Below are 24,218 nucleotides of genomic sequence, written 5' to 3' on the forward strand. Positions count from 1 at the left end.
CATTACTGACTATTTTATCGTTTTAAATTGACTAGCTCTTGAAGAATTTCATCAGAGGTAGTAATAATTCTCGTATTCGCTTGGAATCCACGTTGAGCAACAATCATTTCTGTAAACTCCTCTGAAAGGTCCACGTTGGACATTTCTAAAGTTGCACCTGTCATTTCCCCTCTTCCGCCCTCACCTGGAAAGCCAATACGAGGAACACCAGAGTTACTAGATAATTGGTATAAATTTTGCCCTGTTTTTGTCAAACCTCCAGGATTATTAAAGGTTGCAAGTGCAATTTGTCCTAGGATATTCACTTGTCCATTAGAAAACACTCCAAAAATTTCTCCTTTAGGTGATACACTATAACTTTCTAGCGTTCCATCAAGATTACCATTTATGTTATAAAGCTCGGCTGATGAAGGTCTTTCATATTGTGTCATTTGCGAAAAGTCAATTTCAAAAGCTACATCTTCAATATTTGGATCATTCAATTGTAATGTAATATTCGTCAAATCATCTGTTAAATTACCACTTACAAAGTCTAATGTACCTGTACTACCTCCAGCTATATCAAATTCATCAGAACTTATGGAGTATTCCCACAAGTTATTTGCACTTTTAGTAAATTCTATTTCAATAAGGTGTTCTCGTCCTATTTCATCAACAACATAAAACCTAACATCACGAGACTCACCAATTTCCGTTCCTGAGTTCAAGTTTCCTCGAATATCCGCTTCCGTCGTTGCAACAGGAGGAATCGTAGCACCCGAACTTATATTTAGTGGCCCTATACCACCAGCCTCATCTACTTCATCATCTACTATCCCATATCCTTGTACGAGATAACCGTTGGAATTAACTAAATTCCCTTGCTGATCAAGGTAAAAGTTTCCAGCACGTGTATAAAAAGAATTTAATCCATCATTAACAACAAAAAAACCATCACCTGATATTCCAAGATCTAAATCACGACCTGTGTTTTGTAAGGACCCTTGTGTATGAACAGTATCAACAGTTGCAGTAGTCCCACCTAAACCAACTTGAATTGGATTTGTCCCACCACGATTATCAGTTGGGGTACTAGCTCCTGCCATTTGCTGACTTACTAGGTCTTCAAACGTCGTTCTCCCTTTTTTAAATCCCGCTGTATTAACATTTGCTATATTATTTCCGATAACATCTAATTTTGTTTGAAATCCACTTATTCCTGAAATTCCTGAATACATTGCACGTAGCATAATGTTTTTCCCCTTTTATAAAGTTTATTAGCTGCTTCTATCATTCAACAGCTTTAGGCTTCCTTTCGGTCCAGCCTATTTCACTTAATCCATTAAAATTGTCCCATCAATGTTCGTAAACAACTGTGATTCCGCTTCTTTTCGATCCATAGCTGTAATAACTGTTTCATTTTTAGCACTAATAACTAAAGCGGCATTATTCGTCACAACGAGAGAATCCTGTACTCCTTTATTCTTCGCATCGATTATTTTTGAATGAATACTCTCCCACATTTCAGGAGAAATGTTTATCCCACGGTCTTCCAATCTTTTTTCAGCATGCTTACTTATCTTTAATTCACCTGAGTTATTATTTATTGTCTTATCTAAGACGGATTGAAATGACATTGATTGTTGATTTACGGCTAGCTTAGGTTTTGTTACCGGCTTCATTAACGGTTGTTGTATATGTTGGGGGAGAATTTTGTAATTCATCTATCTCACCTCTATCCTGAATTATTCTTCTTTATTTGGAAGACTTACAGATTGAACTTCTTTTGTAGAAATTGTAATTTCATCATCTACTAAAAGCTCTACTGCACCATTTTTAAATTTAACAGAAGTAACAATACCGTCCTTGATAGCTCTTTGAACTGAACCATCCTCATTTCTTCTTTCAATCTCCCATTCTACCTTTTTCCCTATTAATTCACTGTGAGAAACAAAATGGTTTTGCTGTTGCTGTTCTATAAACTTTTCTAAGCTCTTATTCATATTTGTCATTTGCTCTAAGGATGTAAATTGTGCCATCTGACTAATAAATTCAGTATCTTCCATAGGGTTTAATGGATCCTGATTTTGTAATTGGGCTACAAGTAGTCTTAAAAAAGCATCCTTATCTAGTTCTCCTGTATTCCTCTGGTTTTGTTGTGCCTTTTGATACTCAGAGAGATACAGACTGTTCGATACAGCATTCGGCATCTTTTGTCAGCCCCTTATACTTGCAAGTTTATCGTTTCTTCTAAAAATGAAGAAAAGCTATCATTTTCATCGTTCTCTTCCTCTTGTGTATTATCATTATCTGAAAAATGCTGACTTTGATTTTCATCATTGTCGTGAGCCTCTCTCTGTAGGCTGTTATTTGTTTGTTGCTGTGTAATTTCAATCCGTTCTACTTGAATTTGCTGAGATTGAAACGCCATTCTTAATTGCTGAAGCTGGCCTTCAATCAATTCCTTAGCAACAGCAGTTGTTGTCATCATCTTAGCTACTAAAACTCCATTTATTTGTTGAATCGTAATATCTAATCGACCTAACGATTGAGGATGGAGCTTAACATTTAACTGTTGTACACCATTACCTAGCTGTTGAAATTGACTTCGATTCAGAATATTTTGAATCTGTTTTAATAATTGCTGATCGGACGGTTTATCATGAGGCGAATCCCCACTGTGAATAACAAGTTGTTGTAGTCGTGTCATATGACTATTGCTATGATCAAAACTTACCATAGTAGTATTTAATAAAGGCCCTTGTGAATCCTTACTTTGGCTAGAGACAACAGCTGAAAAACTATCCTTTTTATCTTCTGCAACTTTTAGTAGCTTACTTAATATTTCTTCTTTTGTAGTACTTGCATTAACGTTTTTTATGTCTGCATCCTTTATCAATCTTTCAGCAAGCTGCTTCCATGTCATTGCTTTTTCTTCGTCAGATTTCACATGTAATATTGAATGAGCATCTTTCATTAACAGTAAAGGTTGCTCTTTTTGTGCATCCATTTGATTCTCATAATTAATACCTACAATTAAAATCGCTAATAATTGAATTGGAGCATCAATGGAAGCGGCATTCATTAATTCTTGAATCTCTAATTTCTCTTCAAACATCGGCATTAATTCGATTGTATACTCATCTGGTAATACTTGTAGAAGATCTTTTACTACCTCATCGTCTAACAAGTCCATGTTAAGGGTTTCTAATGTAAGTAATGGAGAATTATGTTCTCCTTCCAATAAAGAAAACTCTTCATTATCGATCTTGTTATGAACAGACTCCTCATTTTGATTGGAATATTTCCCTAATGTAGACTGTAGTGCTTGATAAAACCCATCACCTATATTGCCTTTCTGATTACCTGAACGATGAACATCTAATTGATTTAAGGATGGTTTCCCTTGTTGAAAGCCTTGTTGAACTGCCATTATCATTCCATTCACTTTTTTCACCTCCTTTCAAAAGTATTTCTATTATTCCGCTAACCTACTTATTATTTCTGCAGCCTCTGAAGGATTCAATCTACTTAAAATTTGTGATCGACTGTCAATTCCCATTTCTTTTAATAGCATTATTGCTTCATCTTGATCCATTTCACTAACAATATCTGCTGCTCTAGCTCCTGAGATACCTTCTAACGTTCGTACCACATCCCTAATTTCAAGTTGGAGCTCGGAGGTCCTATCTAGTTCATTTTCCAAATCCGTTCTTATTAGGAGCAATTCATCCTGCAACTGTACTATTTCGTCGTTCCTTCTTTGTAGCTCCGCTTCAAGCTCTGTTATGGTTCTTTGAAAGCTAGCGTTTTCATTCTCTAATAGAAATAGCTGATCTTCTAATATAACTTCTATATCCTCTTCTTCCTCTTGTTCATTAACAAAGGGTAGAAAAGAAGCTGCTTGTTGGACTCGTTCCCCTACGTTAAATCCCATATAATAGGTAAGGACAACTACGAGAATTATGGCAAATATACAAGGGATAAATATTAACATAAAAAACAATTGCCATTTACTATGTTGTTGTTCAGTGCTCATACATTCACCCTATTTCATCGCTTTAAAATACTGTTGTGTCGATATTTCATCTAAAAATTTATTTTCATTCGTTTTTTGTTCTACAATAAAATCCTGAAAATTACGATCCTTTAACTTCTCATATTTCTTTACATCTACTAATGAATGGGTTAAGAGTCTTTCTTTGTCATTCATTAATGTTCTTGCATTTTTTGTTCTTATTTGTAAATGATCTATTTCCTTTTGTAAAAATTGGATAGTTTCCTGTATTTGTTGAATCTTTGCGATAGGTAATCCATGTAGTAAGCTTTCTTCATACGATGCAAGCAAATCTTCTTTCTTCTTTAAGGTTTCATATAATTTTGTTGCAATAGCTTCGAAACTTTTCATTGCATCTCGATACGCTATTTGCGCTTCTGTTTTCTCATGTTCTTTCATATCAAGTACCTTTTGAAGAGAAAATTGAAAAACCACTAGTTACCTACCTCCGTCTCCAAACTCGTTGATTAACTGAGTTACAGCTTCATCAAGTGTTATTTTTTCATGGACTTCTTGTTTTATGAATTGAATTATTGAAGGATATTGTTGAACAGCTTCATCTAACTGTCTATTTGTCCCACGTTTATACGCCCCAATATTGATCAAATCCTCTGAGTCGTAATAGTGACTTAAAAAACTTCGAACTTTATCTGCTGCTTTTTGATGTGGAGTCGTTACAATATCGTTCATAACCCGACTTATGCTAGTTAATACATTAATAGCTGGAAACTGCCCACGGTTTGCAAGCTTTCTATCTAAGACAAGATGGCCATCTAAAATACCACGAACCGTGTCTGCTATCGGTTCATTCATGTCATCACCGTCAACTAATACTGTATAAAATGCTGTAATAGACCCTGATTCATTTGTCCCACTTCTTTCTAATAACCTAGGTAAGAACGCAAATACAGAAGGGGTATATCCTTTCGTTGTAGGAGGTTCCCCAACAGCTAAACCAATCTCCCTTTGTGCCATAGCTACTCTTGTTACAGAATCCATCATTAACGTAACATTCAAGCCTTGGTTTCTAAAAAACTCCGCTATAGCTGTTGCTGTCATTGCTCCTTTTATTCTCATAAGAGCAGGTTGATCTGAAGTTGCTACGACCAAAATTGTATTTTTCATTCCCTCCGGACCAAGATCTCGTTCCACAAAGTCCCGAACCTCTCGCCCTCTCTCACCAATCAAAGCAATAATATTAATATCTGCATCAGAGTTCTTAGCAATCATAGCCATCAATGTACTTTTTCCAACTCCACTACCAGCAAAAATTCCTATTCTTTGTCCTTTCCCTACGGTAAATAAGCTATCAATTGCTCGAACACCAAGGCTTAATGGTTCATGAATTCTCGGTCGTTTCAAAGGGTTAGGTGGGTGGTTATCTGTTGAGAAAGGAGATAATCCATTCACACTGTCCTCACCATCAAATGGCTGTCCAAGTCCATCTAGTACTTTACCAATAAGTCCGCTTCCTATTTTTATAGTTAACGATCTATTCGTAGCTTCTACTAAACTACCTGGAGCTATTTCATGAGTAAGATCAAAGGGCATGAGCAAAACATTTTCATCACGAAAACCAACAACTTCCACCATTATTCTACGATAGACCTTTTTTCCTACTAAAATATAGCAAATCTCCCCAACTGAAACTTTCGGCCCCTTCGATTCAATCATTAGTCCAACTACTTGAGTTACTTTTCCGTAGTGCTTTAACGGATGGAGACCCTTCACTTCATTTACTAAATCACTAAGCATGTGAATTTGCTCCTTCCATTAACTTTTCAAGCAGTGCACGCTTAATTTCCATTAACTGACTATCGACACTCGCTTCAATTCTCCCAAAAGGCGTTTCTATAATGCAGTCATTCTCTGCAAGGTCTCCTTTCGGATAGATAAATAATTGATTTGAGTGGGTTGCGATTTGCTTTAACTCTTCTTGATGATTCAGTGTTACATCATATCTTTTTGGATGAACATAAAGGTTGATTTCTTTCAACTCTCGCACTTCTGAGATAGCTTCCTTTAAAAGGTGACCCCATGAATGTTCCTTCTCTTGTAGTGAATTTCCTATAATTTTTTTCGCTACCTCAATTGCAATAGCAAGCATAACAGGTTCAGAATCCTCAATGTGCTTGATATAGTCTTTTTTTGAATTTGCAACAATTTGCTGTGCTAATTCAATTTCTTGTTCATATTTTTTTTTACCTTCTTCAAAGCCAGCTTCGTATCCTTGCTCCCAGCCTTTTGATTCAGCTTCAACAAAACGCTTCTCTGCATCTTGTTGAATACTAACTTCATACTGTTCCATTTCTTTCTTCCATGCTTCTATTTGAGAGTTAGCACTTTCGAGTAATTGTCTAGATTCTTCTTTCGCTTCTTCTATAAGTAGATCCGGTTCTTTATATTGAACACGAACCGCTGATAAATCATCCCTCGGACTATTACTATCTTCATCTAATTGTTTAGATCGAATGGAAGAAGAAATAGATTTAACCTTAATTTCCTTTACTTTTTCATTTTGTTGTTGTGTATAGATAGACTTAATCAATTTAGACAATGATATCGTCTCCTCCACCACGGGCAATCACAATTTCTCCCGATTCTTCTAACCTGCGGATGACTGCTACAATTCTAGTTTGAGCCTCTTCTACATCTCGAAGTCTAACTGGCCCCATAAACTCCATTTCTTCTTGAAATGTTTCTGCCATTCTTTGTGACATATTATTAAATACAATTTCTTTTACATCATCACTAGATACTTTTAATGCTAGTTGGAGATCTTCATTTTCTACATCACGTATCACTCTTTGAATGGAACGATTGTCCAATGTAACAATATCTTCAAATACAAACATTCTCTTTTTAATCTCTTCCGCTAGTTCTGGATCTTGTATTTCTAATGCATCTAAAATTGTCCTTTCTGTACTTCGATCCACACTATTTAATACCTCAACAACAGATTCAATACCACCAGCTTGGGTATAATCTTGAGTGACAGTAGCTGAAAGCTTTCTTTCTAAAATACTTTCCACTTCACTAACTATCTCCGGTGAGGTACTATCCATAATGGCAATTCGTTTAGCTACATCAGCCTGAACTTCTTGAGGTAAAGAAGATAAAATCTGGCCAGCTTGCTGACTTTCTAAATAAGAAAGAATTAAAGCTATTGTTTGCGGGTGCTCATTTTGAATAAAATTTAATATTTGAGAAGGGTCGGCTTTTCTTGCAAAATCAAATGGCCTCACTTGAAGAGTAGACGTTAAACGATTTATTATTTGCATCGCTTCTTCTTCTCCTAAAGCTTTCTCTAATACGTCCTTCGCATACCCAATCCCCCCTTGGGTAATGTAATCCTGCGCCATAGCCAATTGGTGGAATTGATCAATAATATCTTCTTTCGTATTAGAATCTACTTTCCTTACACCAGCTATTTCGAGGGTCAGCTTCTCAATTTCTTCTTCTGTTAAATGTTTGTATACATGTGCAGAAACATCTGGCCCTAAAGAGATGAGTAAAATGGCGGCTTTTTCCCTTCCATTTAATTCTTTTTTCTTTGCCACTTTCTTTTCCCCCTAATCCTCAGATAGCCAAGTTCGTACTAGCTTTGAAAATTCTTCTGGTCTCTCTTTTGCTAACTTTTCTAATTTTTTTCGTCGATTGTTCTCTTCTGAATCAATATCTGCCAAATTTGGTATATCATAATTAATTTCACTTTGAGATTCTTCTAAAGATGTTATCGATTCCTCTGTCTGTTTCCTTTTACGAAGTAATAAAAATAGTAATAGTAAAACTAGTGCTAACAGAACTCCTCCAACAATGTAATACCAATATGGCATAGTAACCACAGGTTGTTCAGTATACTCTGTCCTTCCAAAGAACTCTTGGCTAGTAACAAAAATTCTTTGATTTAATTCATCCTGTCCCCAGTCTGCTGTATATTCATAGTCAATGGATGTACGGACGATCTGACCTAAAACTTGTTGAATATCATCTAAACGATCCAGTGGTAATGTTGCTGGATCATTAGGATCAGGTGGTTCAACCATTACTTGAATACCTATGTCTCTTATCTTGTAAGGACTCTCAACGATCTCTCTTTGTATTCGATTAACTTCATTATTGATTCTTTCTTCCATTCGTTCATAATCCCCTGAATTTCCACCAGCTACTCCAGGATAACCTGGAATATCTGTTTCACCAGTCCCTGGAATACCTCCTTCAGGGACTTCGTCTCCAGTAAATGTTTCCGTTATCCTTTCAATACTAACAGCAATCCCAGAATCGTTTTCTGTGTTTACAGGGGTTACAAGTTGCTCCTGTCGATTTTCTTGTGTGAAATCTATGTCTGTTGACACTGTTACCAGAACTTTATCTTGTCCAACTAATGTACCTAACATTTGCTGAACCTGTCTTTGTAAATCTCTTTCGATATCACGCTGTATTCTCCGTTGCTGTTCAAAAGCAGTGAGGGAAGAATCAATAGCTGCTGGATCGTCATTAAGTTCTAAATATTGAAAATTTTGATCCATAATAACAATATTCTCTAACGGTAAGCTAGGTACACTTCTAGATATTAAATGATACAGAGCACGAATCTGCCCTTGGTCTAGTCGATATCCCGGTTGTAGGTTCAAAGAAACAGCAGCAGTAGCATTATCTCTATCATCTGCCAACCATAAACTATCTTCCGCCATCGTAATCATCACTTGAGCATGTCTTACACCTTCAATATTACGAATTAAATCTTCAACTGACGTTTGTATAGCTGCTCTTTCTAATAGATTAAATTCACTGTCAGTCGTACCAAACCCCATATTATCTCTGAAAGTAGAATAATCTATTCTACCTGTTTGAGGTATTCCTTCGGCAGCTAAACTTACAGTCAATTCATCTACCATTGATTCAGGAACTAAAATAGTTGTTCCACCATTACTAATCTCTGAATTGATTCCTCTTGCATCTAAAGTCGCTTTTATTTCCCCTGTTTCTTGAACGGTTAAATTGGAGTAAAGTGGTACATAATTAATTCGGGTTCCGAACCATAAGGAAACGAATAGAACGAATAGTACAATTATTATGGTGGCTATGTAAAGCTGTTGTTGTTTCTTGGTCTTCCCTTTCCAGTATTCGATTGTTTTATTTTTGTATTCAACCAATGTTTCGTTCATGTTTCCTCCCGAATGTGCTTCAACTAATCTTTTTGATAAAAAATGAAAGTACATATAAACTTCTCATTTTCATGACCGATATAAAAGATGTAATAAATGATTACTGTTTTAATAAATTCAACTAATATCACATTTTTCTACTTCATTGAGTCAATTTCATAATTCTTTATTTCATTCTAAATCACGAACATTTATAAAAAAGTTTATATTTAATTCGATCTCCGCTTCAGACGTATCAATTACGGCTAAAGCATATGCTCGTCGCTAGAGTCGACGTCTTTCTCTGCAATCGAAAATAATGTTCGTCTTTTTAAACAATATTTCATTTATGAAATTCATTCCATTACAAAAAATAAATGACTGACATTTTATACTTGCATTCTCATAATCTCTTGGTAAGCTTCTATGGCTTTGTTACGAACTTCAACTGTAGTTTGTAATGTAATACTGGCATTCTGTGCAGTTATCATCACATCATGTAAATCAACGTTTTCTCCTCGAACGAACCGTTCCGTCATTACTTGTGATTTAATCTGAGCATCATTCACATTTTTAATAGCATCATTTAAACTTTGTTGAAAAGATGCATGCGCTTCATAAGGTTTCGTTTTATTAAACGATGTTTGAGCAGGCTTCATAATAGAATGAAGATTTTGTAATCCCGATAAATCCATATATTTTCCTCCTGATCTATTATCTAAATCTATCTACCTATTTCTAATGCTTTTAATAATAAATTTTTATGGGCATCTAAAGAAGTTACATTTGCCTCATATGACCTAGTTGCACTCATTAAATCTATCATTTCTTTTAGTGGATCAACATTTGGTAGCTGTACATACCCTTCATCATTTGCATCTGGATGATCCGGCTGAAAAACAAGCTGAAAGGGTGTTTGATCTTCTATAATCCTACTTATTTTCACACCAGATCCCGTTTTATTATTATCCATCGCCTGATTCAGGTATTTAGAGAAAGAATTTGAATTTGGCTCCATGACCACCATCTTTCGACGATATGGTTGCCATTCACCGTTCACAAGTTCTGCTCTTGTCGTGTCTGCATTAGCCATATTTGAAGAAATGACATCCATCCTTAATCGTTGTGCAGTTAATGCAGAAGCTGATATATTCATACCATTAAAAATTGACATACCATTTACCTCCCTTGACCTAATACAGTTCTAACACTGTTATAGCGCCCGTTTAGTCGTTCAATTAGAGTATTATAGTAAATTTGATTTTGCGCTAGCTCCGCCATCTCTAAATCAATATCAACGTTATTTCCATTGTGGTTATATTGTGTATTTTTCCTATCTACAACTCGATGAAAATCATCTAAGCCCCTTCTTCCACCAAACTCTAGATGCTGTTCATTTGTACGATAAGCAGCTAGTCGTTGATTTTCCATAGCATTATTTAATTCATGTGTAAAAACTGTTTTTTTTGCCTTAAAGTTTGGTGTATCAACATTAGCTATATTTTGTGCAATGGTATTTTGACGGACCATTGATGAATTTATAGCCGATTGCAGCAACAAGTGAGTTGAATTATTAATTAAATTCATTTTTACCTCCTAATCCTTTACAAATAATATGTAGTAACCCATTAATTTTCATTTTTCATTTACATGTTTCACCGTAGAATAAAACTGCTCTATAGGCCAAAATACACTATTTCAACAAAATACGCCTTTTTTCTTCCCTACTAGCGTTATTTTATATAATTACATACCAATTGTCTAACAGTCTTAAAAATTGGTTTCATGTTGATAAAAAAGGCCTAGTTTATTTATAAGAATATAGTCTTAACCTTTTTGTTAATTTCCAAGTGTTTCAATAAAAGGGAAAATAGATACTAATAGAATTAACAACTACAATTATAATCGAATTATAGTGTTTTATGTCGGTTTTGGAGGAATTCGTTTTAAAGAATCCTACTGTGTGTATAAAATATATTTATAAGATCTTCATGGAGGTAAAATAAATCACCTTGGTTAAAGGTTTTTTTAAAATTTGTGAGGTTATTTAGGAGTTCACAGAAAATAAAATACAAAAATTACCAGAAAGTGATGCTGGTAAAACACAAAAAAAAACACCTTCAACATGCAATGTGTTGAAGGTGTTTTCTGTATATACATACTAATTTTTTAGCTTATCTAGTTCATGAAGGAATTTATTATTTAATACTTTTATATATGTTCCTTTCATTCCAAGTGAACGTGATTCAATAACACCGGCGCTCTCTAGCTTTCTTAGTGCATTTACGATAACAGAACGAGTGATTCCTACTCGATCAGCGATTTTACTTGCTACAAGTAGCCCTTCATTTCCATCTAATTCTTCAAAAATGTGTTCTACTGCTTCTAACTCACTATATGACAGTGAACTAATAGCCATTTGTACCACTGCTTTGCTACGGGCTTCCTGTTCAATTTCTTCTGTCTTTTCATGAAGAATTTCCATTCCTACAACTGTTGAACCATATTCAGCAAGAATCAAGTCGTCATCGTCAAAGGAATGCTCTAGTCGAGCGAGAATAAGTGTCCCTAAACGTTGGCCACCGCCACTAATGGGTACTACTGTAGTTAATCCTTTAGCAAATAAATCTTTATTTTCAACAGGAAATGCAGTGAATTCACTGTTAATATCTAAATTTGATGACGTTTCTTCAATTTTAAAGAGCCCTTGCGTATACTCTTCAGGAAATTGTCTCACTTCTAGCATTTGCTTTATACGAGGATTTTCAATTTCTTGTTTAATGGAATAACCTAGTAGTTTCCCTCTTCTACTTACGATAAATACATTTGCTTCAATGACATCCCGTAATGTTACAGCCATGTCTTTAAAATTCACTGATTGCCCTGCACTTTTTTGTAGTAAATCATTAATTTTTCTAGTTTTTGATAATAAATCCATTATTTCTCCTCCATCGTTATAAGATATATTGACTTAAGTCTCGATTTTTTACTACTTCCTGTAGCTTTTCCTCTACATATTCCTTTGTTATGACTACTTCTTCCAAGGATACTTCAGAAGCTTCAAAAGAAAGATCTTCTAACAGTTTTTCTAATATTGTGTGAAGTCTTCTAGCACCTATATTTTCTGTTTCCTCATTTACTTCCGTTGCAATTAATGCAATTTTATAAATAGCATCGTCAGAAAATTTTAATTTTATTCCTTCTGTTCCCAAAAGAGCTTGATATTGTTTTACGAGAGCATTATCTGGATCAACTAAAATTTTAACAAAATCATCCACTGACAAGCTTGATAATTCTACTCTAATAGGAAACCTCCCTTGTAACTCTGGAATTAAATCTGAAGGTTTTGAAAAATGGAACGCCCCAGCTGCAACAAATAAAATATGGTCTGTTTTAATTGGTCCATATTTTGTCATGACTGTGGACCCTTCCACAATAGGAAGAATATCTCGTTGTACGCCTTCTCTTGATACATCAGCTGATTGCTTTTCATTTTTGCCAGCAACTTTATCAATTTCATCTATGAAAATTATTCCCAACTGTTCCGCCTTTGAAACTGCGTCTTGGGTAACCTCATCCATATCGATTAGCTTTTGAGCTTCGTCCACCGTTAACAGCTTTCGTGCTTCTCTCACGGTTAATTTACGACGCTTTTTCTTTTTTGGTACCATTCCACTGAACATTTCCTGCATGTTCATCCCCATTTGTTCCATTCCAGAGCCTTGAAACATATCGAGAAAGTTTGAGGCTTGTTGTTCATTCACTTCAACAGTAACATAGCGTTCTTCTAACTCACCATTAGCAAGTTTTGCTGCCATTTTATTTCTTAAATTACTTAACGTGTCTTCTTCTTCCTTCGTCTCTTCATCATCTTCTTGTTCGTTATTATTACCTTGAAAAAGCATTTCAAATGGATTACGAATATTTGATTCCTTCTTTTTAGACGGAACAAGTAAATCAACAATCCGTTGATTAGCATTTTTCTCTGCTTGTGATTGTACCCTTGTCATTCTTTCTTCTTTTACTAATCGAATCGATGTTTCAACAAGGTCACGAACCATGGATTCTACATCTCTACCAACATACCCAACTTCAGTAAATTTCGTTGCCTCTACTTTTACAAATGGCGCTCCAACAAGTTTAGCTAACCGTCTTGCAATTTCTGTTTTCCCTACGCCTGTCGGACCAATCATTAAAATGTTTTTAGGTGTTATTTCTTCCCGTAGTGCTTCATCCAATTTATTTCGACGGTATCGATTTCGTAGTGCTACTGCAACAGATTTCTTTGCCTGATCCTGCCCTACTATATATTGATCAAGCTTTTCTACAATTTTTCGAGGTGTTAATGATTCACTCATAATTATTCCTCCCTCATGTCAGGTAAGGTTCATTCCTTTTATAATTCCTCAACGATAATTTCTTCGTTTGTATACACACATATATCAGCTGCTGTTTTTAAAGATGCATAAGCAATTTCCTTTGCTGATAAATGTTTAGCATGTTCTTTTAATGATCGTCCAGCTGCTAATGCATAGTGACCACCAGAGCCTATTGCTAATATACCATCATCTGGCTCTATGACCTCTCCAGTTCCAGCAATTAAATATAAATTAGAATTATCCATCACAATTAACATAGCTTCTAGCTTCCTTAAGACCCGATCACTTCGCCACTCTTTCGCTAATTCAACAGCTGCCCGTTGAAGGTTCCCAGAAAACTCTTCTAGCTTCTGTTCAAATTTCTCAGCTAGAGTAAAAGCATCGGCTACAGAACCAGCAAATCCTGCTACAACCTTGCCACGAAAAAGTTTTCTAACTTTTTTTGCTGTATGTTTCATAACTACAGCATTTCCAAACGTAACTTGCCCATCACCAGCCATAGCACATTTCCCATTATGCTTAATCGCAAAAATTGTTGTACCTTTAATTTGCCCCATCTAATTCCTCCTCGTTTAACACTACTTTTCATTTCAATGAAAAATGGATAGGACCTTTCATTGTCCGCTAACAGAGACTCCCATGGAAGTGAAAATTTGCACTCTAGGGTATGAAAATACCTTCAAAAAGTGCGGTAGCTTTTATCATGGGCATAAGCGCGACATCTATTCTGCTTCACTTCGTATGAAATCATAGTGTCTTCTTTACCGCGGGCAACGCTTCAGCCTCCACACTATACATTTTGTTTACTGCTAAAGTACTTGGTCCTTTCCTCTGCCTCTGCAAGTGTTTCTCTGTTGTTATATGCGTCGAGACAACTCGAAGTTTATTCGTAAAGCATATGCTCGTCGCAGGATTCGCAGCATTACACTACTGAACCAACACTTATTTTCAGGGTAGCCATTCATATGATTTTATGAATTTAAGTATGTAAGTCATACATATAAAGCATGTTCAACCATACACATGATTCTACGCGAAAAAATAACAAGAAAATAAACTTAACGCTTTTGTCGTTTATAAAACTGTTTTATCCATTATGTTAAAGATTCATACTTACCTTCCTTCATTTTTAAGAGCTACTAAATCGTATCACAATTTAGTAGCTCTTTCAATAAAGTTTACAATTTTTTCACAAAATTCTGAATTGTTTCTAATGCTTGATTAGCATACTTTTCATTTCTTTCTTGTTTATTCTTGATTCTTTTTTCAAACGGAGGCAATAAACCAAAATTTGCATTCATAGGTTGAAAATTATTAGGATTAGCCGTGGTTATATACTTTGACATAGACCCTAATATAGTTTCTTCAGGAAAAACTATTGTTTCCTTCCCTTGTACTAATCTTGCTGCATTTATTCCAGCAATTAATCCTGCTGCAGCAGACTCTACATACCCTTCCACACCTGTCATCTGGCCTGCAAAAAATAAGTTTGGTCTATCTTTATATTGATATGTAGCTGACAAAAGTTTGGGTGAATTAATAAATGTATTTCTATGCATAACACCATAGCGGACAATCTCTGCATTCTCTAAGCCTGGAATAAGCTGAAGAACTTCTTTTTGTGGACCCCATTTCATATGTGTTTGGAATCCGACAATATTATACAAAGTACCACTACTATTATCTTGACGCAATTGAACAACAGCATAAGGGCGTTTCCCTGTTTTTGGATCCTCTAAACCGACAGGCTTCATTGGTCCAAAAAGTAATGTTTTACGACCGCGCTTTGCCATCACTTCTACCGGCATACACCCTTCAAAAAACATTTCTTTCTCAAACTCTTTCACAGGTACTGTTTCTGCTTCTATTAGAGCATCATAAAATCGATTAAACTCTTCTTCCGACATGGGACAATTTAAGTAAGCTGCTTCCCCTTTGTCATATCGCGATTTTAAATAAACCTTTGATCGATCAATGGAATCTGCTTCAATGATGGGAGCTGCAGCATTATAAAAATATAAATGCTCTTCTGTCGTTAGGCTTTTTAGTTTACTAGACAAGCTCTCAGAAGTTAAGGGACCTGTACAGATAATCGTAGGCCCTTCTGGGACATCTGTAACCTCATCCTCAATAACTTCAACTAGTTCATGATGTTTTACCCTTTCGGTAACTAGAGCTGCAAACTCATGACGGTCTACAGCTAAAGCTCCTCCTGCAGGAACTGCACAATCATCTGCAGAACTAATAATGACAGAGTCTAGAATACGCATTTCTTCCTTTAAGACACCAACAGCATTCGTCAATGTGTTAGCTCTTAATGAATTACTGCAGACAAGCTCTGCAAATTTATCTGTGTGATGTGCTGGCGTTTGTTTTTTCGGTCTCATTTCAAATAATTTTACAGGAATACCTCGTTTGGCTAATTGCCAAGCAGCCTCACTTCCTGCTAATCCAGCTCCAATGACGTTTACATGTTGTAACAAAACAAACTTCCTCCTCAAACTCTACCACTTTTCATTTGTCAAAATGAACGAATAAGGTATACTTCCCTAATTTTGTTCCTCTTTATAATCACATTTAGAACACTGGACATGTATTCCTTTTTTTGTTTTCTTTTCGACAAGCATATTTTCACATTTTGGACACGTTCTTGCAATCGGTTTGTCCCAAGAAATAAATTCACAATCTGGATAGCGATCGCACCCGTAAAAAATTCTACGCTTTTTGCTTTTTCTTTCAACAACATTTCCTTCCTTACATTCTGGGCACTTAACACCTACATCTTTTACTATTGCTTTTGTATTTCGACATTCTGGAAAGTTAGAACAAGCCATAAACTTCCCAAAACGGCCCATTTTATATACCATTTCATTGCCGCATTTTTCGCAATCTTCGCCAGCAGGCTCATCCTTGATTTCTACTTCCTTCATTTCCTCTTCTGCTTTTTTCAAACGTTTCTCAAACTCTTGATAAAATTCACCAATAACCTTTACCCATTGTTCATTTCCATCTTCAATAGAATCTAAATCCGTTTCCATTTTTGCCGTAAAATCAACGTTTAATATTTCAGGAAAAAATTCTTCGATTAACTCTAATACAATTTCACCAAGCTCCGTAGGAACAAAACGTTTATCTTCCAATGCTACATAACCTCTACGCTGAATGGTATCTAACGTAGGTGCATATGTTGAAGGTCGACCTATTCCTAGTTCCTCCATGGTTTTTACTAACCTAGCTTCAGAATAACGAGGGGGTGGTTGTGTAAAGTGTTGATTCGGATCAATTTCGTCTGCTTTTGCCTTATCTCCCTCAGTCATTTCTGGTAGTAGACGATCTTCCTCTTTCTTTCCATCGTCATTCCCTTCAATATAAACTTTCATAAACCCAGGAAATTTAAGCTTCGATCCAGTTGCTCTAAATGTTACTCCATTATTTACAAGGTCAACAGACATTGTATCTAAAATAGCTGGTGCCATTTGACTAGCAACCATTCGTTCCCATATTAGCTTATATAAACGATGTTGATCCCGGCTCAAATATGATTTTACTGATTTAGGATCTAATATAACAGATGTTGGACGAATTGCTTCATGTGCATCTTGAGAATTTGTACTTTGCTTTGTTTTGATTGTCTGTTCATTTATATATTCTTTTCCATAATTCTTTTCAATATATTCTTTTGCTTCGTTTTTCGCTGTATCAGACAAACGGGTGGAATCGGTTCTCATGTATGTTATGAGACCTACTGTACCCTGTTTACCTAAGTCAATCCCTTCATATAACTGTTGTGCTAACATCATTGTTTTCTTTGCACGAAAATTTAATTTTCTGGCAGCCTCTTGCTGTAATGACGAAGTTGTAAATGAAACGACAGGGTTTCTGCGTCTCTCACGTTTTTTTACCTGGTCAATGTGAAATACGTCTCCTGATAATACTTTTAAAACTTCCTTAACATCCTCTTCAGATGTAAGCTCTCTCTTCTTCCCATCAATAGAGGTAAATTTTGCTTCAAAGTTTTCCCCATCTTTTTTAAATTTCGCTTCAATAGACCAATACTCTTCTGGTTGAAATGCTTTAATCTCTTTTTCACGATCAATGATCATTTTTACAGCAACAGATTGAACTCTTCCTGCACTTAAACCTTTTTTTACTTTCTTCCATAATAGTGGACTTATATTATACCCTACGAGACGATCAAGGACACGACGTGCTTGCTGTGCATCAACCAAGTTCATATCGATTGTTCGAGGTTTTTTAAATGAGTCTTTAATTGCTTGTTTCGTAATCTCATTAAAAACAACTCTACACTCAGATGTTTGATCAATATTTAAACTATGTGCTAAATGCCATGCAATAGCTTCGCCTTCACGATCCGGGTCAGCTGCAAGATAGATTTTTTTTGCTTTCTTTGCAGCTGCTTTTAAATCCTTCAAAATAGGACCTTTCCCACGAATTGTAATATATTTAGGAGTATAACTATCATCAACATTTACACCCATCTGACTTTTCGGTAAATCAATAACATGTCCCATGGATGCTTTCACAGCATATTTTTTCCCTAAATACTTTCCTATCGTCTTCGCTTTAGCGGGTGATTCCACGATCACTAAGTAATCGGACATACCCAAGCTCCTCTCCTTTAGAGGTAAATTATTCAAATAGTATCTTATTCAAACGAATAAGTAAAGTAAAATCTTCCCTATTATTAAACACACTATTATAGTTTGTCAAACATGAAATGAGAAATATTAGAAAAGAATACAATAGAAACATTAATATATCAGCCTTTTAAGCCGAAAAATATTTTTTGAATTTTTCGAACAAATCACTTTTCTTTATGAATAAGAGATAGACTGTCTTTTTTCAATTTTTACAGCTGAGCCCAAAAATATTCCTCTAATATATCATTTTCACTTAGAATTATTTTTGCTCCGTCCTGTATAAGTTTATTTGTTCCTTGTGATTCTACATTAGAAATTCTGCCAGGTAAAGCAAAAACATCTCTTCCTTGTTGTAATGCTAGGTCTGCAGTAATTAAGGAACCACTTTTATCTTTTGCTTCAACAACAAAAGTAGCAGAGGATAAGCCACTTATAATACGGTTACGTTCTGGAAAATGCCACTTTTGCGGCCTAAGATATGGAGGGTATTCTGTGATTATAAGGTTCTTTTCTTTCATTCGTTGAAATAAGGAGGAATGTGCAGCAGGATAAACCCAATCTAATCCAAAACCCAGAACTGCTATAGTCTTTCCATTATTATTAAGGGTAAGTTCATGGGCCATACGATCAATACCTAAAGCTAGGCCACTTACTATTGAGACATCCTTTTTGATTACTGGAATAAGAATTTTCTGTAATTCTTCATAAATATATTTACTAGGGTGACGAGTTCCAACGACACTTAAAGACATATGGTTATATAATAAGGATTTATTTCCTTGAAAGTAGATTATCCATGGAGGGTCGTAAATACTTTTTAATGATTTAGGATAGTCATCGTCAAAAATTGTTAGATAATGAATGTCTTTTCTTATATATTCCTGTAGTAGACTGTTTACATTTACTTTTCTTAAATTTAATACTAATTCGTATGATTTTTTTTTAGTAATTTTGAGTTGGTTAATTAGTTGTTGAGGAGTCAGCTGATGAATCGTTGCGAAAGTAGGATCGTGGTCATAAAACTTTTTTACGAGTTGATAATTACCACAGGCACAATAATGTAAGAGAAGTAAATTTCTTTGTTTTCTATTCAATATATTTCGTCCTTTCAATGGGGAGTAGGGGGGAGAAAAAGGGGCATAAAGGTTAGCCCTCGACAATTATCGAGGGCTATTTGAACGTTTATTAATTACTTATGTGTTACACACTTTTCAAAGATCCCTTGCTCTTTAAGAACAGAGATTAATGTTTCACCCATTACAGCTGGGGTTTCTGCAACCTTTACCCCTGCTGCTTCAAGCGTTTTGATCTTTTCTGCTGCTGTACCTTTACCACCGGAAATAATCGCACCAGCATGCCCCATACGCTTTCCAGGAGGTGCTGTTTGACCACCGATAAAGCCTACAACAGGCTTCTTCATATTGGCTTTAATCCATTCTGCTGCTTCTTCTTCCGCTGTACCACCGATTTCACCAATCATAATGACAGCATAAGTATCTTCGTCTTCATTAAATAGCTTTAGAACGTCAATGAAATTTGTTCCATTAACAGGGTCTCCACCAATACCTACTGCAGAGGATTGACCAATACCTTCAGTAGATAATTGGTGTACAGCTTCATATGTTAATGTACCTGAACGGGACACAACACCAACATGACCTTTTTTATGGATATAACCTGGCATAATTCCAATTTTACATTCTTCAGGAGTAATAACCCCTGGGCAGTTCGGCCCTATCAAACGTGTATTCTTTCCTTCTAAATAACGCTTTACTTTAATCATATCGGTCACAGGAATGCCTTCTGTTATCGTAATAACAAGTTCAACACCTGCATCCGTTGCTTCCATAATCGCATCTGCAGCGAATGGTGGTGGAACATATATTACTGAGGCATTTGCACCTGTAGCTTCAACCGCTTGTGATACAGTATCAAAAACAGGAATTCCTTCAACCTCCGTACCACCTTTACCAGGTGTTACTCCACCAACAATGTTTGTACCATATTCAACTGCTTGCTTTGTATGAAATAGACCAGTTGCACCAGTAATACCTTGAACAATGACTTTCGTCTCTTTGTTGATCAAGATGCTCATAATTATCCCCGCCTTTCTATGCTTTAACTAGAGAAACGATTTTTTCTGCCCCATCTGCCATGGATCCTGCTGCAGTAATATCTAATCCTGATTCTTCTAGTATTTTCTTACCTAAGTCCACATTTGTTCCTTCTAAACGAACTACTAGTGGAATTTCTAAGCCAACTTCTTTCGTTGCTGCAACAACACCTTCTGCAATAACATCACACTTCATAATTCCACCGAAGATGTTAACGTAAATACCTTTTACGTTTTCGTCAGAAAGAATGATTTTAAATGCTTCAGTAACCTTCTCTTTTGTTGCTCCGCCTCCAACATCAAGGAAGTTAGCTGGATCTCCTTTATAGTGCTTAATAATGTCCATTGTAGCCATCGCTAAACCTGCACCATTAACCATGCATCCGATGTTTCCATCTAGAGAAATATAGCTTAGGTCAAACTTCGAAGCTTCAATTTCTTTTGGATCTTCTTCATCTAAATCGCGATACTCTAAAATATCTTTTTGACGATAAAGAGCATTGGAATCAAAATTAAGCTTTGCATCTAACGCCATTACTTTCCCATCACCTGTCGTTACTAGAGGGTTAATCTCTGCAATCGAGCAATCTTTATCAACAAATACTTGATAAAGTCCCATCATAAATTTAACCGCTTCTCTAACAAGTTCTTTTGGGATGTTAATATTGAATGCTAGTCTTCTTGCTTGGTATGGCATTAAGCCTACAACCGGGTCTACAACTTCTTTAAAGATTTTTTCAGGGGTATTTTCGGCAACTTCCTCAATTTCCGTTCCACCCTCTTCAGAACCCATCATGACGATTCGATCAGTAGCACGATCTACCACTAATCCAATGTAATATTCACTTTTAATGTCACAGCCTTCTTCAATAAGTAATCGTTTAACTTCTTTTCCCTCTGGTCCAGTTTGGTGAGTTACTAACGTCTTTCCTAAAATTTCGTCAGCGTATGTACGTACCTCGTCAAGATTCTTTGCAACCTTAACTCCCCCCGCTTTACCACGACCACCTGCGTGGATTTGGGCCTTCACTACTGATACTTGTGTTCCTAATTCTTTAGCCGCTTCCACCGCTTCATCAACGGAATAGGCAACCTTTCCATTTGGAACAGCAACGCCATAATTTCTTAAAAGTTCTTTACCTTGATACTCATGGATATTCATAGCCATCCTCCTTACTGAGTAATTTGTTGCGAAATCATTTCACAACTAAAATTGTCATAACTAGTATGACTTATACATCCTTTGTTATGATTATCAACGTTTAGTTTACGAATCTAATCATAACTTCATAACTTGGATTCGCTAAAATATAAGCAAATCCTGTTTCTCGAAAAAAAAATTCAAGAAATAGTAACAATTTGGCGATATGTAAGTTGATTAAGTTCATTTAATAGAAAATAATTAATCAAACAATTCTTACTTTATCACACAATATTTATTTTACTATACTTTTCGACAATTTTGTGAATAAATGCTCAGAAAAATATTTAAAAAATTGTCTACCCTGAAAATTGAGAAGGTTCAGTAGTGGAAGGCAACGACTCCAGCAGGAAACACTATCCTTTAGCATGGCAAATAAATTAAAGATCCTACTGAGTTATTCAGTAGAATCTTCATTTTCATCTTCATGCCACTTTTTCTCCCCAACCTGATGTGTTGGATGCATGAAATGTTCGCCTGGTAACATTTTATTTTTTGCATGTGTTTCTAGAGGAACACGAGATCTATTTTCTTCTTCATCAATAAGTGGAGCTTCTTCTTCCTCTACCCAATGATCTCCAGACATAATGGCTGGATCAATATTTTCGTTCCAATGTTCAAGAGGAGTCTCAGGATTTGGTTCAAATTCCCTTTTTTTCTTCATTTTACTTCTTTCCTTTTTGATTTTTATTAACAATTTTTCGTGTTACAGAGTGCATATTTGCTTGTTGATCTGTTTGTATTGAAGACTGAAATATCCCAAATTCCTGCGCAATTTCCTCTCTATAATGATCCATTAACTGTTCTGCTTCTTTAGGAACAATGCGAGAACGTTTCGTCATTAGATCACCCCTCCTTTTAGTAATAGGATGACCCACTATTCCCTCATGACACTTAGGAATTATTTCCTTTTGATTGATCAAGCTGATAAATAAAACTAAAAATTTCTGCAACAACGCCATATAAATCTGGTGGTATACGTTCATTAATATTTAATTGTGATAAGATTTCTACTAATGAAGCATCCTCTTGTATTGGGATTTCTTCTTCCAAAGCTCGTTTAATGATTTCTTCTGCAACAAACCCTTTTCCTGAAGCTTTTATTATCGGGGCATCGTTTACTTTTTGGTCGTATCCTAATGCAACTGCACGTTTTTTTCTTACCTGAGTATCTATTGTATTTATATTTTCTATATCTATTCTTTTTTTCATATTCGAACATCCACCCCTATAACACTATCGTTCTTATCCGTATAAATATTTGATTTCCTTTCATATTTATTGTCACTAACTACTTTATGAGGTTCATTCCACTTTACTGATGATAATCTATAATCTAATGAATCCAGTTGTTTTTTTAAAACAAAAAACCAATGGTTCTGGAAATCCTCCGGCTTATCGTTTTCATTATAAATCGTTAAAGAAACGATTCTATTTTGAATTTGGAGATCTATCACCGTTTCTGAAAGATATGCCATTTCAAGATAAAACAAAATTCTACAATAATCGCTATCAATAGTACCATTTTCTTTTTTTCTACCTTGCCATTGGACTGTTATGTCTCTGTTTTTCCCCATGAAAAATAAAGGTATCTGCATGACAATGTTTTGCAGTGGACCTTGATTTTCCATGGAAAGGAGTTGGTTTCCAGTAAAGCGATGGAGGAGAAATTCAGCATCTTTTCTGATCGTTAAGAACTGACCTGTCGTCTGATTTAAAAAATCAATCAAGAGTGGTTTTAACATGTTTCTATATTGAAGTGTTGTATCTAATTGAAAGTTTTTTTGTAATAAATTTTCATAATGTAGTCCTAGTTGACTTAAAATACCATGTAACAATTGATTGGCATTATTTCCACTACTCATCTGTAAAATTTGTTCTATTTGAGAATCCTTAGTAAGATTCTGTAAAACCCCGTATAATGATGAAAATTGATTATGTAAATTGTATTCTTTTAATCCCTGTTCTAAAGTAAGGATACCTTCTCCGATAGACTGATTAGATAATAATGATACCATGCTTAAGTAAGTTTCCTTTGTTAACGGTAACCCCTTTTTTATCATTTGAACCATCACATTAATAGTATCAACATTACTAACATTTAGTTGTTGTAATAATGTACTTCCTTCTCGAATTTCTTTCGACGTAAAGGGGATATGTCCATCCATTAATTTCTGTACAAGCATTTCTGTATTCTTATTACCATCTTGTATGCCCATTTGCTGCAACACTTGTCCCTTCATATTTTTATTCTCATAAAGGGAGATATTTTCCAGCACCTTCAAACGAGGTACGTTGTCCCCACCGGTTACTTGTAACAAGTAAGGTTTTCCTTTTTCAAGTGGTGTTTCTAACTTTGCTGTTAAGACTAAGCTTCCAAGCTTTAATTGGGCAAGCTCTCCAGGATATATTTTAGTCACTATCCCCTTAAAGATCTGCCCCTGCTTTAAATGAATTGTTTTAGCATGTATAGGATCAATGCCATGAATGATATTTTGTAACAACATCGATTGAAACATTAAGATCCTCTCCTTTATTATAAGAAAAGCGCAAGTCGCCCCAATTACGCCTAAGTACAGCCTATGTCCTATAGGCAACGGCGTAATATCAACATCCTGTCTCCCACCGATATGCAAATGTTCTGGCCGTTAAAAAGTACTTTTTACTTTTTATGCGGACAG

General features: G+C 35.5%; 25 protein-coding genes. All 25 read right to left on the reverse strand.

The annotated features are described in order from the left end of the window. Positions 1-14: 14 nt before the first annotated feature. Positions 15-1,229, reverse strand: a complete 1,215-nt coding sequence (locus QA612_RS11860) for a flagellar hook protein FlgE (RefSeq protein ID WP_278284031.1) — start codon at positions 1,227-1,229, stop codon at positions 15-17. Positions 1,230-1,313: 84 nt separating this feature from the next. Beyond that, complete coding sequence (locus QA612_RS11865) at positions 1,314-1,703, reverse strand: TIGR02530 family flagellar biosynthesis protein (protein ID WP_278284032.1); 390 nt, start codon at positions 1,701-1,703, stop codon at positions 1,314-1,316. Positions 1,704-1,724: 21 nt separating this feature from the next. Continuing rightward, a complete protein-coding gene (gene flgD, locus QA612_RS11870; RefSeq protein ID WP_278284033.1) occupies positions 1,725-2,189 on the reverse strand; it encodes a flagellar hook assembly protein FlgD in 465 nt (154 codons plus the stop codon). A gap of 14 nt (positions 2,190-2,203) precedes the next feature. Next, positions 2,204-3,418, reverse strand: a complete 1,215-nt coding sequence (locus QA612_RS11875; protein WP_278284164.1) for a flagellar hook-length control protein FliK — start codon at positions 3,416-3,418, stop codon at positions 2,204-2,206. A gap of 39 nt (positions 3,419-3,457) precedes the next feature. Continuing rightward, a complete protein-coding gene (locus QA612_RS11880) occupies positions 3,458-4,018 on the reverse strand; it encodes a MotE family protein (RefSeq protein ID WP_278284034.1) in 561 nt (186 codons plus the stop codon). Between the two features lie 9 nt (positions 4,019-4,027). Continuing rightward, the gene (gene fliJ / locus QA612_RS11885) at positions 4,028-4,471 is read right to left on the reverse strand and encodes a flagellar export protein FliJ (protein WP_278284035.1); all 444 of its coding nucleotides are present in this window, start codon (positions 4,469-4,471) and stop codon (positions 4,028-4,030) included. 3 nt (positions 4,472-4,474) lie between these two features. After that, positions 4,475-5,791 carry a flagellar protein export ATPase FliI gene (gene fliI, locus QA612_RS11890; protein ID WP_278284036.1) on the reverse strand — a complete coding sequence of 439 codons (1,317 nt, stop codon included), beginning with the start codon at positions 5,789-5,791 and terminating at the stop codon, positions 4,475-4,477. Beyond that, on the reverse strand, positions 5,784-6,593 hold the full coding sequence (fliH, locus tag QA612_RS11895) for a flagellar assembly protein FliH (protein WP_278284037.1): 810 nt from the start codon (positions 6,591-6,593) through the stop codon (positions 5,784-5,786). Before fliH ends, fliI begins: the two co-directional genes overlap by 8 nt. Then, positions 6,586-7,596 carry a flagellar motor switch protein FliG gene (fliG, locus tag QA612_RS11900; RefSeq protein WP_278284038.1) on the reverse strand — a complete coding sequence of 337 codons (1,011 nt, stop codon included), beginning with the start codon at positions 7,594-7,596 and terminating at the stop codon, positions 6,586-6,588. The genes fliH and fliG overlap by 8 nt, the downstream gene beginning before the upstream one ends. A gap of 12 nt (positions 7,597-7,608) precedes the next feature. Further along, on the reverse strand, positions 7,609-9,204 hold the full coding sequence (gene fliF, locus QA612_RS11905; RefSeq protein WP_278284039.1) for a flagellar basal-body MS-ring/collar protein FliF: 1,596 nt from the start codon (positions 9,202-9,204) through the stop codon (positions 7,609-7,611). A gap of 368 nt (positions 9,205-9,572) precedes the next feature. Further along, positions 9,573-9,842, reverse strand: a complete 270-nt coding sequence (gene fliE / locus QA612_RS11910; protein ID WP_481804439.1) for a flagellar hook-basal body complex protein FliE — start codon at positions 9,840-9,842, stop codon at positions 9,573-9,575. A gap of 65 nt (positions 9,843-9,907) precedes the next feature. Next, on the reverse strand, positions 9,908-10,357 hold the full coding sequence (gene flgC, locus QA612_RS11915; RefSeq protein WP_278284041.1) for a flagellar basal body rod protein FlgC: 450 nt from the start codon (positions 10,355-10,357) through the stop codon (positions 9,908-9,910). A 5-nt stretch (positions 10,358-10,362) separates the two neighbouring features. Continuing rightward, positions 10,363-10,770, reverse strand: coding sequence for a flagellar basal body rod protein FlgB (gene flgB, locus QA612_RS11920; protein WP_278284042.1), 408 nt, complete (start codon positions 10,768-10,770; stop codon positions 10,363-10,365). Between the two features lie 574 nt (positions 10,771-11,344). Further along, positions 11,345-12,121: a GTP-sensing pleiotropic transcriptional regulator CodY gene (gene codY / locus QA612_RS11925; RefSeq protein ID WP_278284043.1), complete on the reverse strand. Its 777-nt coding sequence runs from the start codon at positions 12,119-12,121 to the stop codon at positions 11,345-11,347. A 16-nt stretch (positions 12,122-12,137) separates the two neighbouring features. Beyond that, complete coding sequence (gene hslU, locus QA612_RS11930) at positions 12,138-13,541, reverse strand: ATP-dependent protease ATPase subunit HslU (RefSeq protein ID WP_278284044.1); 1,404 nt, start codon at positions 13,539-13,541, stop codon at positions 12,138-12,140. Between the two features lie 38 nt (positions 13,542-13,579). Then, on the reverse strand, positions 13,580-14,119 hold the full coding sequence (gene hslV / locus QA612_RS11935; RefSeq protein ID WP_278284045.1) for an ATP-dependent protease subunit HslV: 540 nt from the start codon (positions 14,117-14,119) through the stop codon (positions 13,580-13,582). A 621-nt stretch (positions 14,120-14,740) separates the two neighbouring features. Then, positions 14,741-16,045 carry an FADH(2)-oxidizing methylenetetrahydrofolate--tRNA-(uracil(54)-C(5))-methyltransferase TrmFO gene (trmFO, locus tag QA612_RS11940; RefSeq protein ID WP_278284046.1) on the reverse strand — a complete coding sequence of 435 codons (1,305 nt, stop codon included), beginning with the start codon at positions 16,043-16,045 and terminating at the stop codon, positions 14,741-14,743. A 66-nt stretch (positions 16,046-16,111) separates the two neighbouring features. Continuing rightward, on the reverse strand, positions 16,112-18,184 hold the full coding sequence (gene topA / locus QA612_RS11945) for a type I DNA topoisomerase (protein WP_278284047.1): 2,073 nt from the start codon (positions 18,182-18,184) through the stop codon (positions 16,112-16,114). Between the two features lie 248 nt (positions 18,185-18,432). Then, on the reverse strand, positions 18,433-19,317 hold the full coding sequence (gene dprA / locus QA612_RS11950; RefSeq protein ID WP_278284048.1) for a DNA-processing protein DprA: 885 nt from the start codon (positions 19,315-19,317) through the stop codon (positions 18,433-18,435). Positions 19,318-19,412: 95 nt separating this feature from the next. Next, on the reverse strand, positions 19,413-20,318 hold the full coding sequence (gene sucD / locus QA612_RS11955; RefSeq protein ID WP_278284049.1) for a succinate--CoA ligase subunit alpha: 906 nt from the start codon (positions 20,316-20,318) through the stop codon (positions 19,413-19,415). Between the two features lie 16 nt (positions 20,319-20,334). Beyond that, entirely contained in the window at positions 20,335-21,498 is a 1,164-nt protein-coding gene (sucC, locus tag QA612_RS11960) for an ADP-forming succinate--CoA ligase subunit beta (protein ID WP_278284050.1), read from the reverse strand. Between the two features lie 436 nt (positions 21,499-21,934). After that, positions 21,935-22,201, reverse strand: a complete 267-nt coding sequence (locus QA612_RS11965) for a DUF3905 domain-containing protein (RefSeq protein ID WP_278284051.1) — start codon at positions 22,199-22,201, stop codon at positions 21,935-21,937. A 1-nt stretch (position 22,202) separates the two neighbouring features. Further along, positions 22,203-22,379: a hypothetical protein gene (locus QA612_RS11970; RefSeq protein ID WP_278284052.1), complete on the reverse strand. Its 177-nt coding sequence runs from the start codon at positions 22,377-22,379 to the stop codon at positions 22,203-22,205. 52 nt (positions 22,380-22,431) lie between these two features. Next, positions 22,432-22,749: an EscU/YscU/HrcU family type III secretion system export apparatus switch protein gene (locus QA612_RS11975; RefSeq protein WP_278284053.1), complete on the reverse strand. Its 318-nt coding sequence runs from the start codon at positions 22,747-22,749 to the stop codon at positions 22,432-22,434. Continuing rightward, complete coding sequence (locus QA612_RS11980) at positions 22,746-24,056, reverse strand: hypothetical protein (protein WP_278284054.1); 1,311 nt, start codon at positions 24,054-24,056, stop codon at positions 22,746-22,748. Before QA612_RS11980 ends, QA612_RS11975 begins: the two co-directional genes overlap by 4 nt. Positions 24,057-24,218 lie beyond the last annotated feature (162 nt).

Source organism: Evansella sp. AB-P1 (assembly GCF_029688925.1).
GTDB lineage: Bacteria > Bacillota > Bacilli > Bacillales > Salisediminibacteriaceae > Evansella.

Coding starts and splice junctions, on each gene's coding strand:
- codY (WP_278284043.1), bottom strand. CDS start 12,121: ATGGATTTATTATCAAAAACTAGAAAAATTAATGATTTACTACAAAAA.
- hslV (WP_278284045.1), bottom strand. CDS start 14,119: ATGGGGCAAATTAAAGGTACAACAATTTTTGCGATTAAGCATAATGGG.
- flgC (WP_278284041.1), bottom strand. CDS start 10,357: ATGTCAATTTTTAATGGTATGAATATATCAGCTTCTGCATTAACTGCA.
- fliF (WP_278284039.1), bottom strand. CDS start 9,204: ATGAACGAAACATTGGTTGAATACAAAAATAAAACAATCGAATACTGG.
- topA (WP_278284047.1), bottom strand. CDS start 18,184: ATGTCCGATTACTTAGTGATCGTGGAATCACCCGCTAAAGCGAAGACG.
- flgB (WP_278284042.1), bottom strand. CDS start 10,770: ATGAATTTAATTAATAATTCAACTCACTTGTTGCTGCAATCGGCTATA.
- QA612_RS11860 (WP_278284031.1), bottom strand. CDS start 1,229: ATGCTACGTGCAATGTATTCAGGAATTTCAGGAATAAGTGGATTTCAA.
- QA612_RS11970 (WP_278284052.1), bottom strand. CDS start 22,379: ATGACGAAACGTTCTCGCATTGTTCCTAAAGAAGCAGAACAGTTAATG.
- flgD (WP_278284033.1), bottom strand. CDS start 2,189: ATGCCGAATGCTGTATCGAACAGTCTGTATCTCTCTGAGTATCAAAAG.
- QA612_RS11975 (WP_278284053.1), bottom strand. CDS start 22,749: ATGAAAAAAAGAATAGATATAGAAAATATAAATACAATAGATACTCAG.
- fliI (WP_278284036.1), bottom strand. CDS start 5,791: ATGCTTAGTGATTTAGTAAATGAAGTGAAGGGTCTCCATCCGTTAAAG.
- sucD (WP_278284049.1), bottom strand. CDS start 20,318: ATGAGCATCTTGATCAACAAAGAGACGAAAGTCATTGTTCAAGGTATT.
- QA612_RS11980 (WP_278284054.1), bottom strand. CDS start 24,056: ATGTTTCAATCGATGTTGTTACAAAATATCATTCATGGCATTGATCCT.
- hslU (WP_278284044.1), bottom strand. CDS start 13,541: ATGAGTGAATCATTAACACCTCGAAAAATTGTAGAAAAGCTTGATCAA.
- QA612_RS11965 (WP_278284051.1), bottom strand. CDS start 22,201: ATGAAGAAAAAAAGGGAATTTGAACCAAATCCTGAGACTCCTCTTGAA.
- QA612_RS11880 (WP_278284034.1), bottom strand. CDS start 4,018: ATGAGCACTGAACAACAACATAGTAAATGGCAATTGTTTTTTATGTTA.
- QA612_RS11875 (WP_278284164.1), bottom strand. CDS start 3,418: ATGATAATGGCAGTTCAACAAGGCTTTCAACAAGGGAAACCATCCTTA.
- sucC (WP_278284050.1), bottom strand. CDS start 21,498: ATGAATATCCATGAGTATCAAGGTAAAGAACTTTTAAGAAATTATGGC.
- QA612_RS11865 (WP_278284032.1), bottom strand. CDS start 1,703: ATGAATTACAAAATTCTCCCCCAACATATACAACAACCGTTAATGAAG.
- fliE (WP_481804439.1), bottom strand. CDS start 9,842: ATGAAGCCTGCTCAAACATCGTTTAATAAAACGAAACCTTATGAAGCG.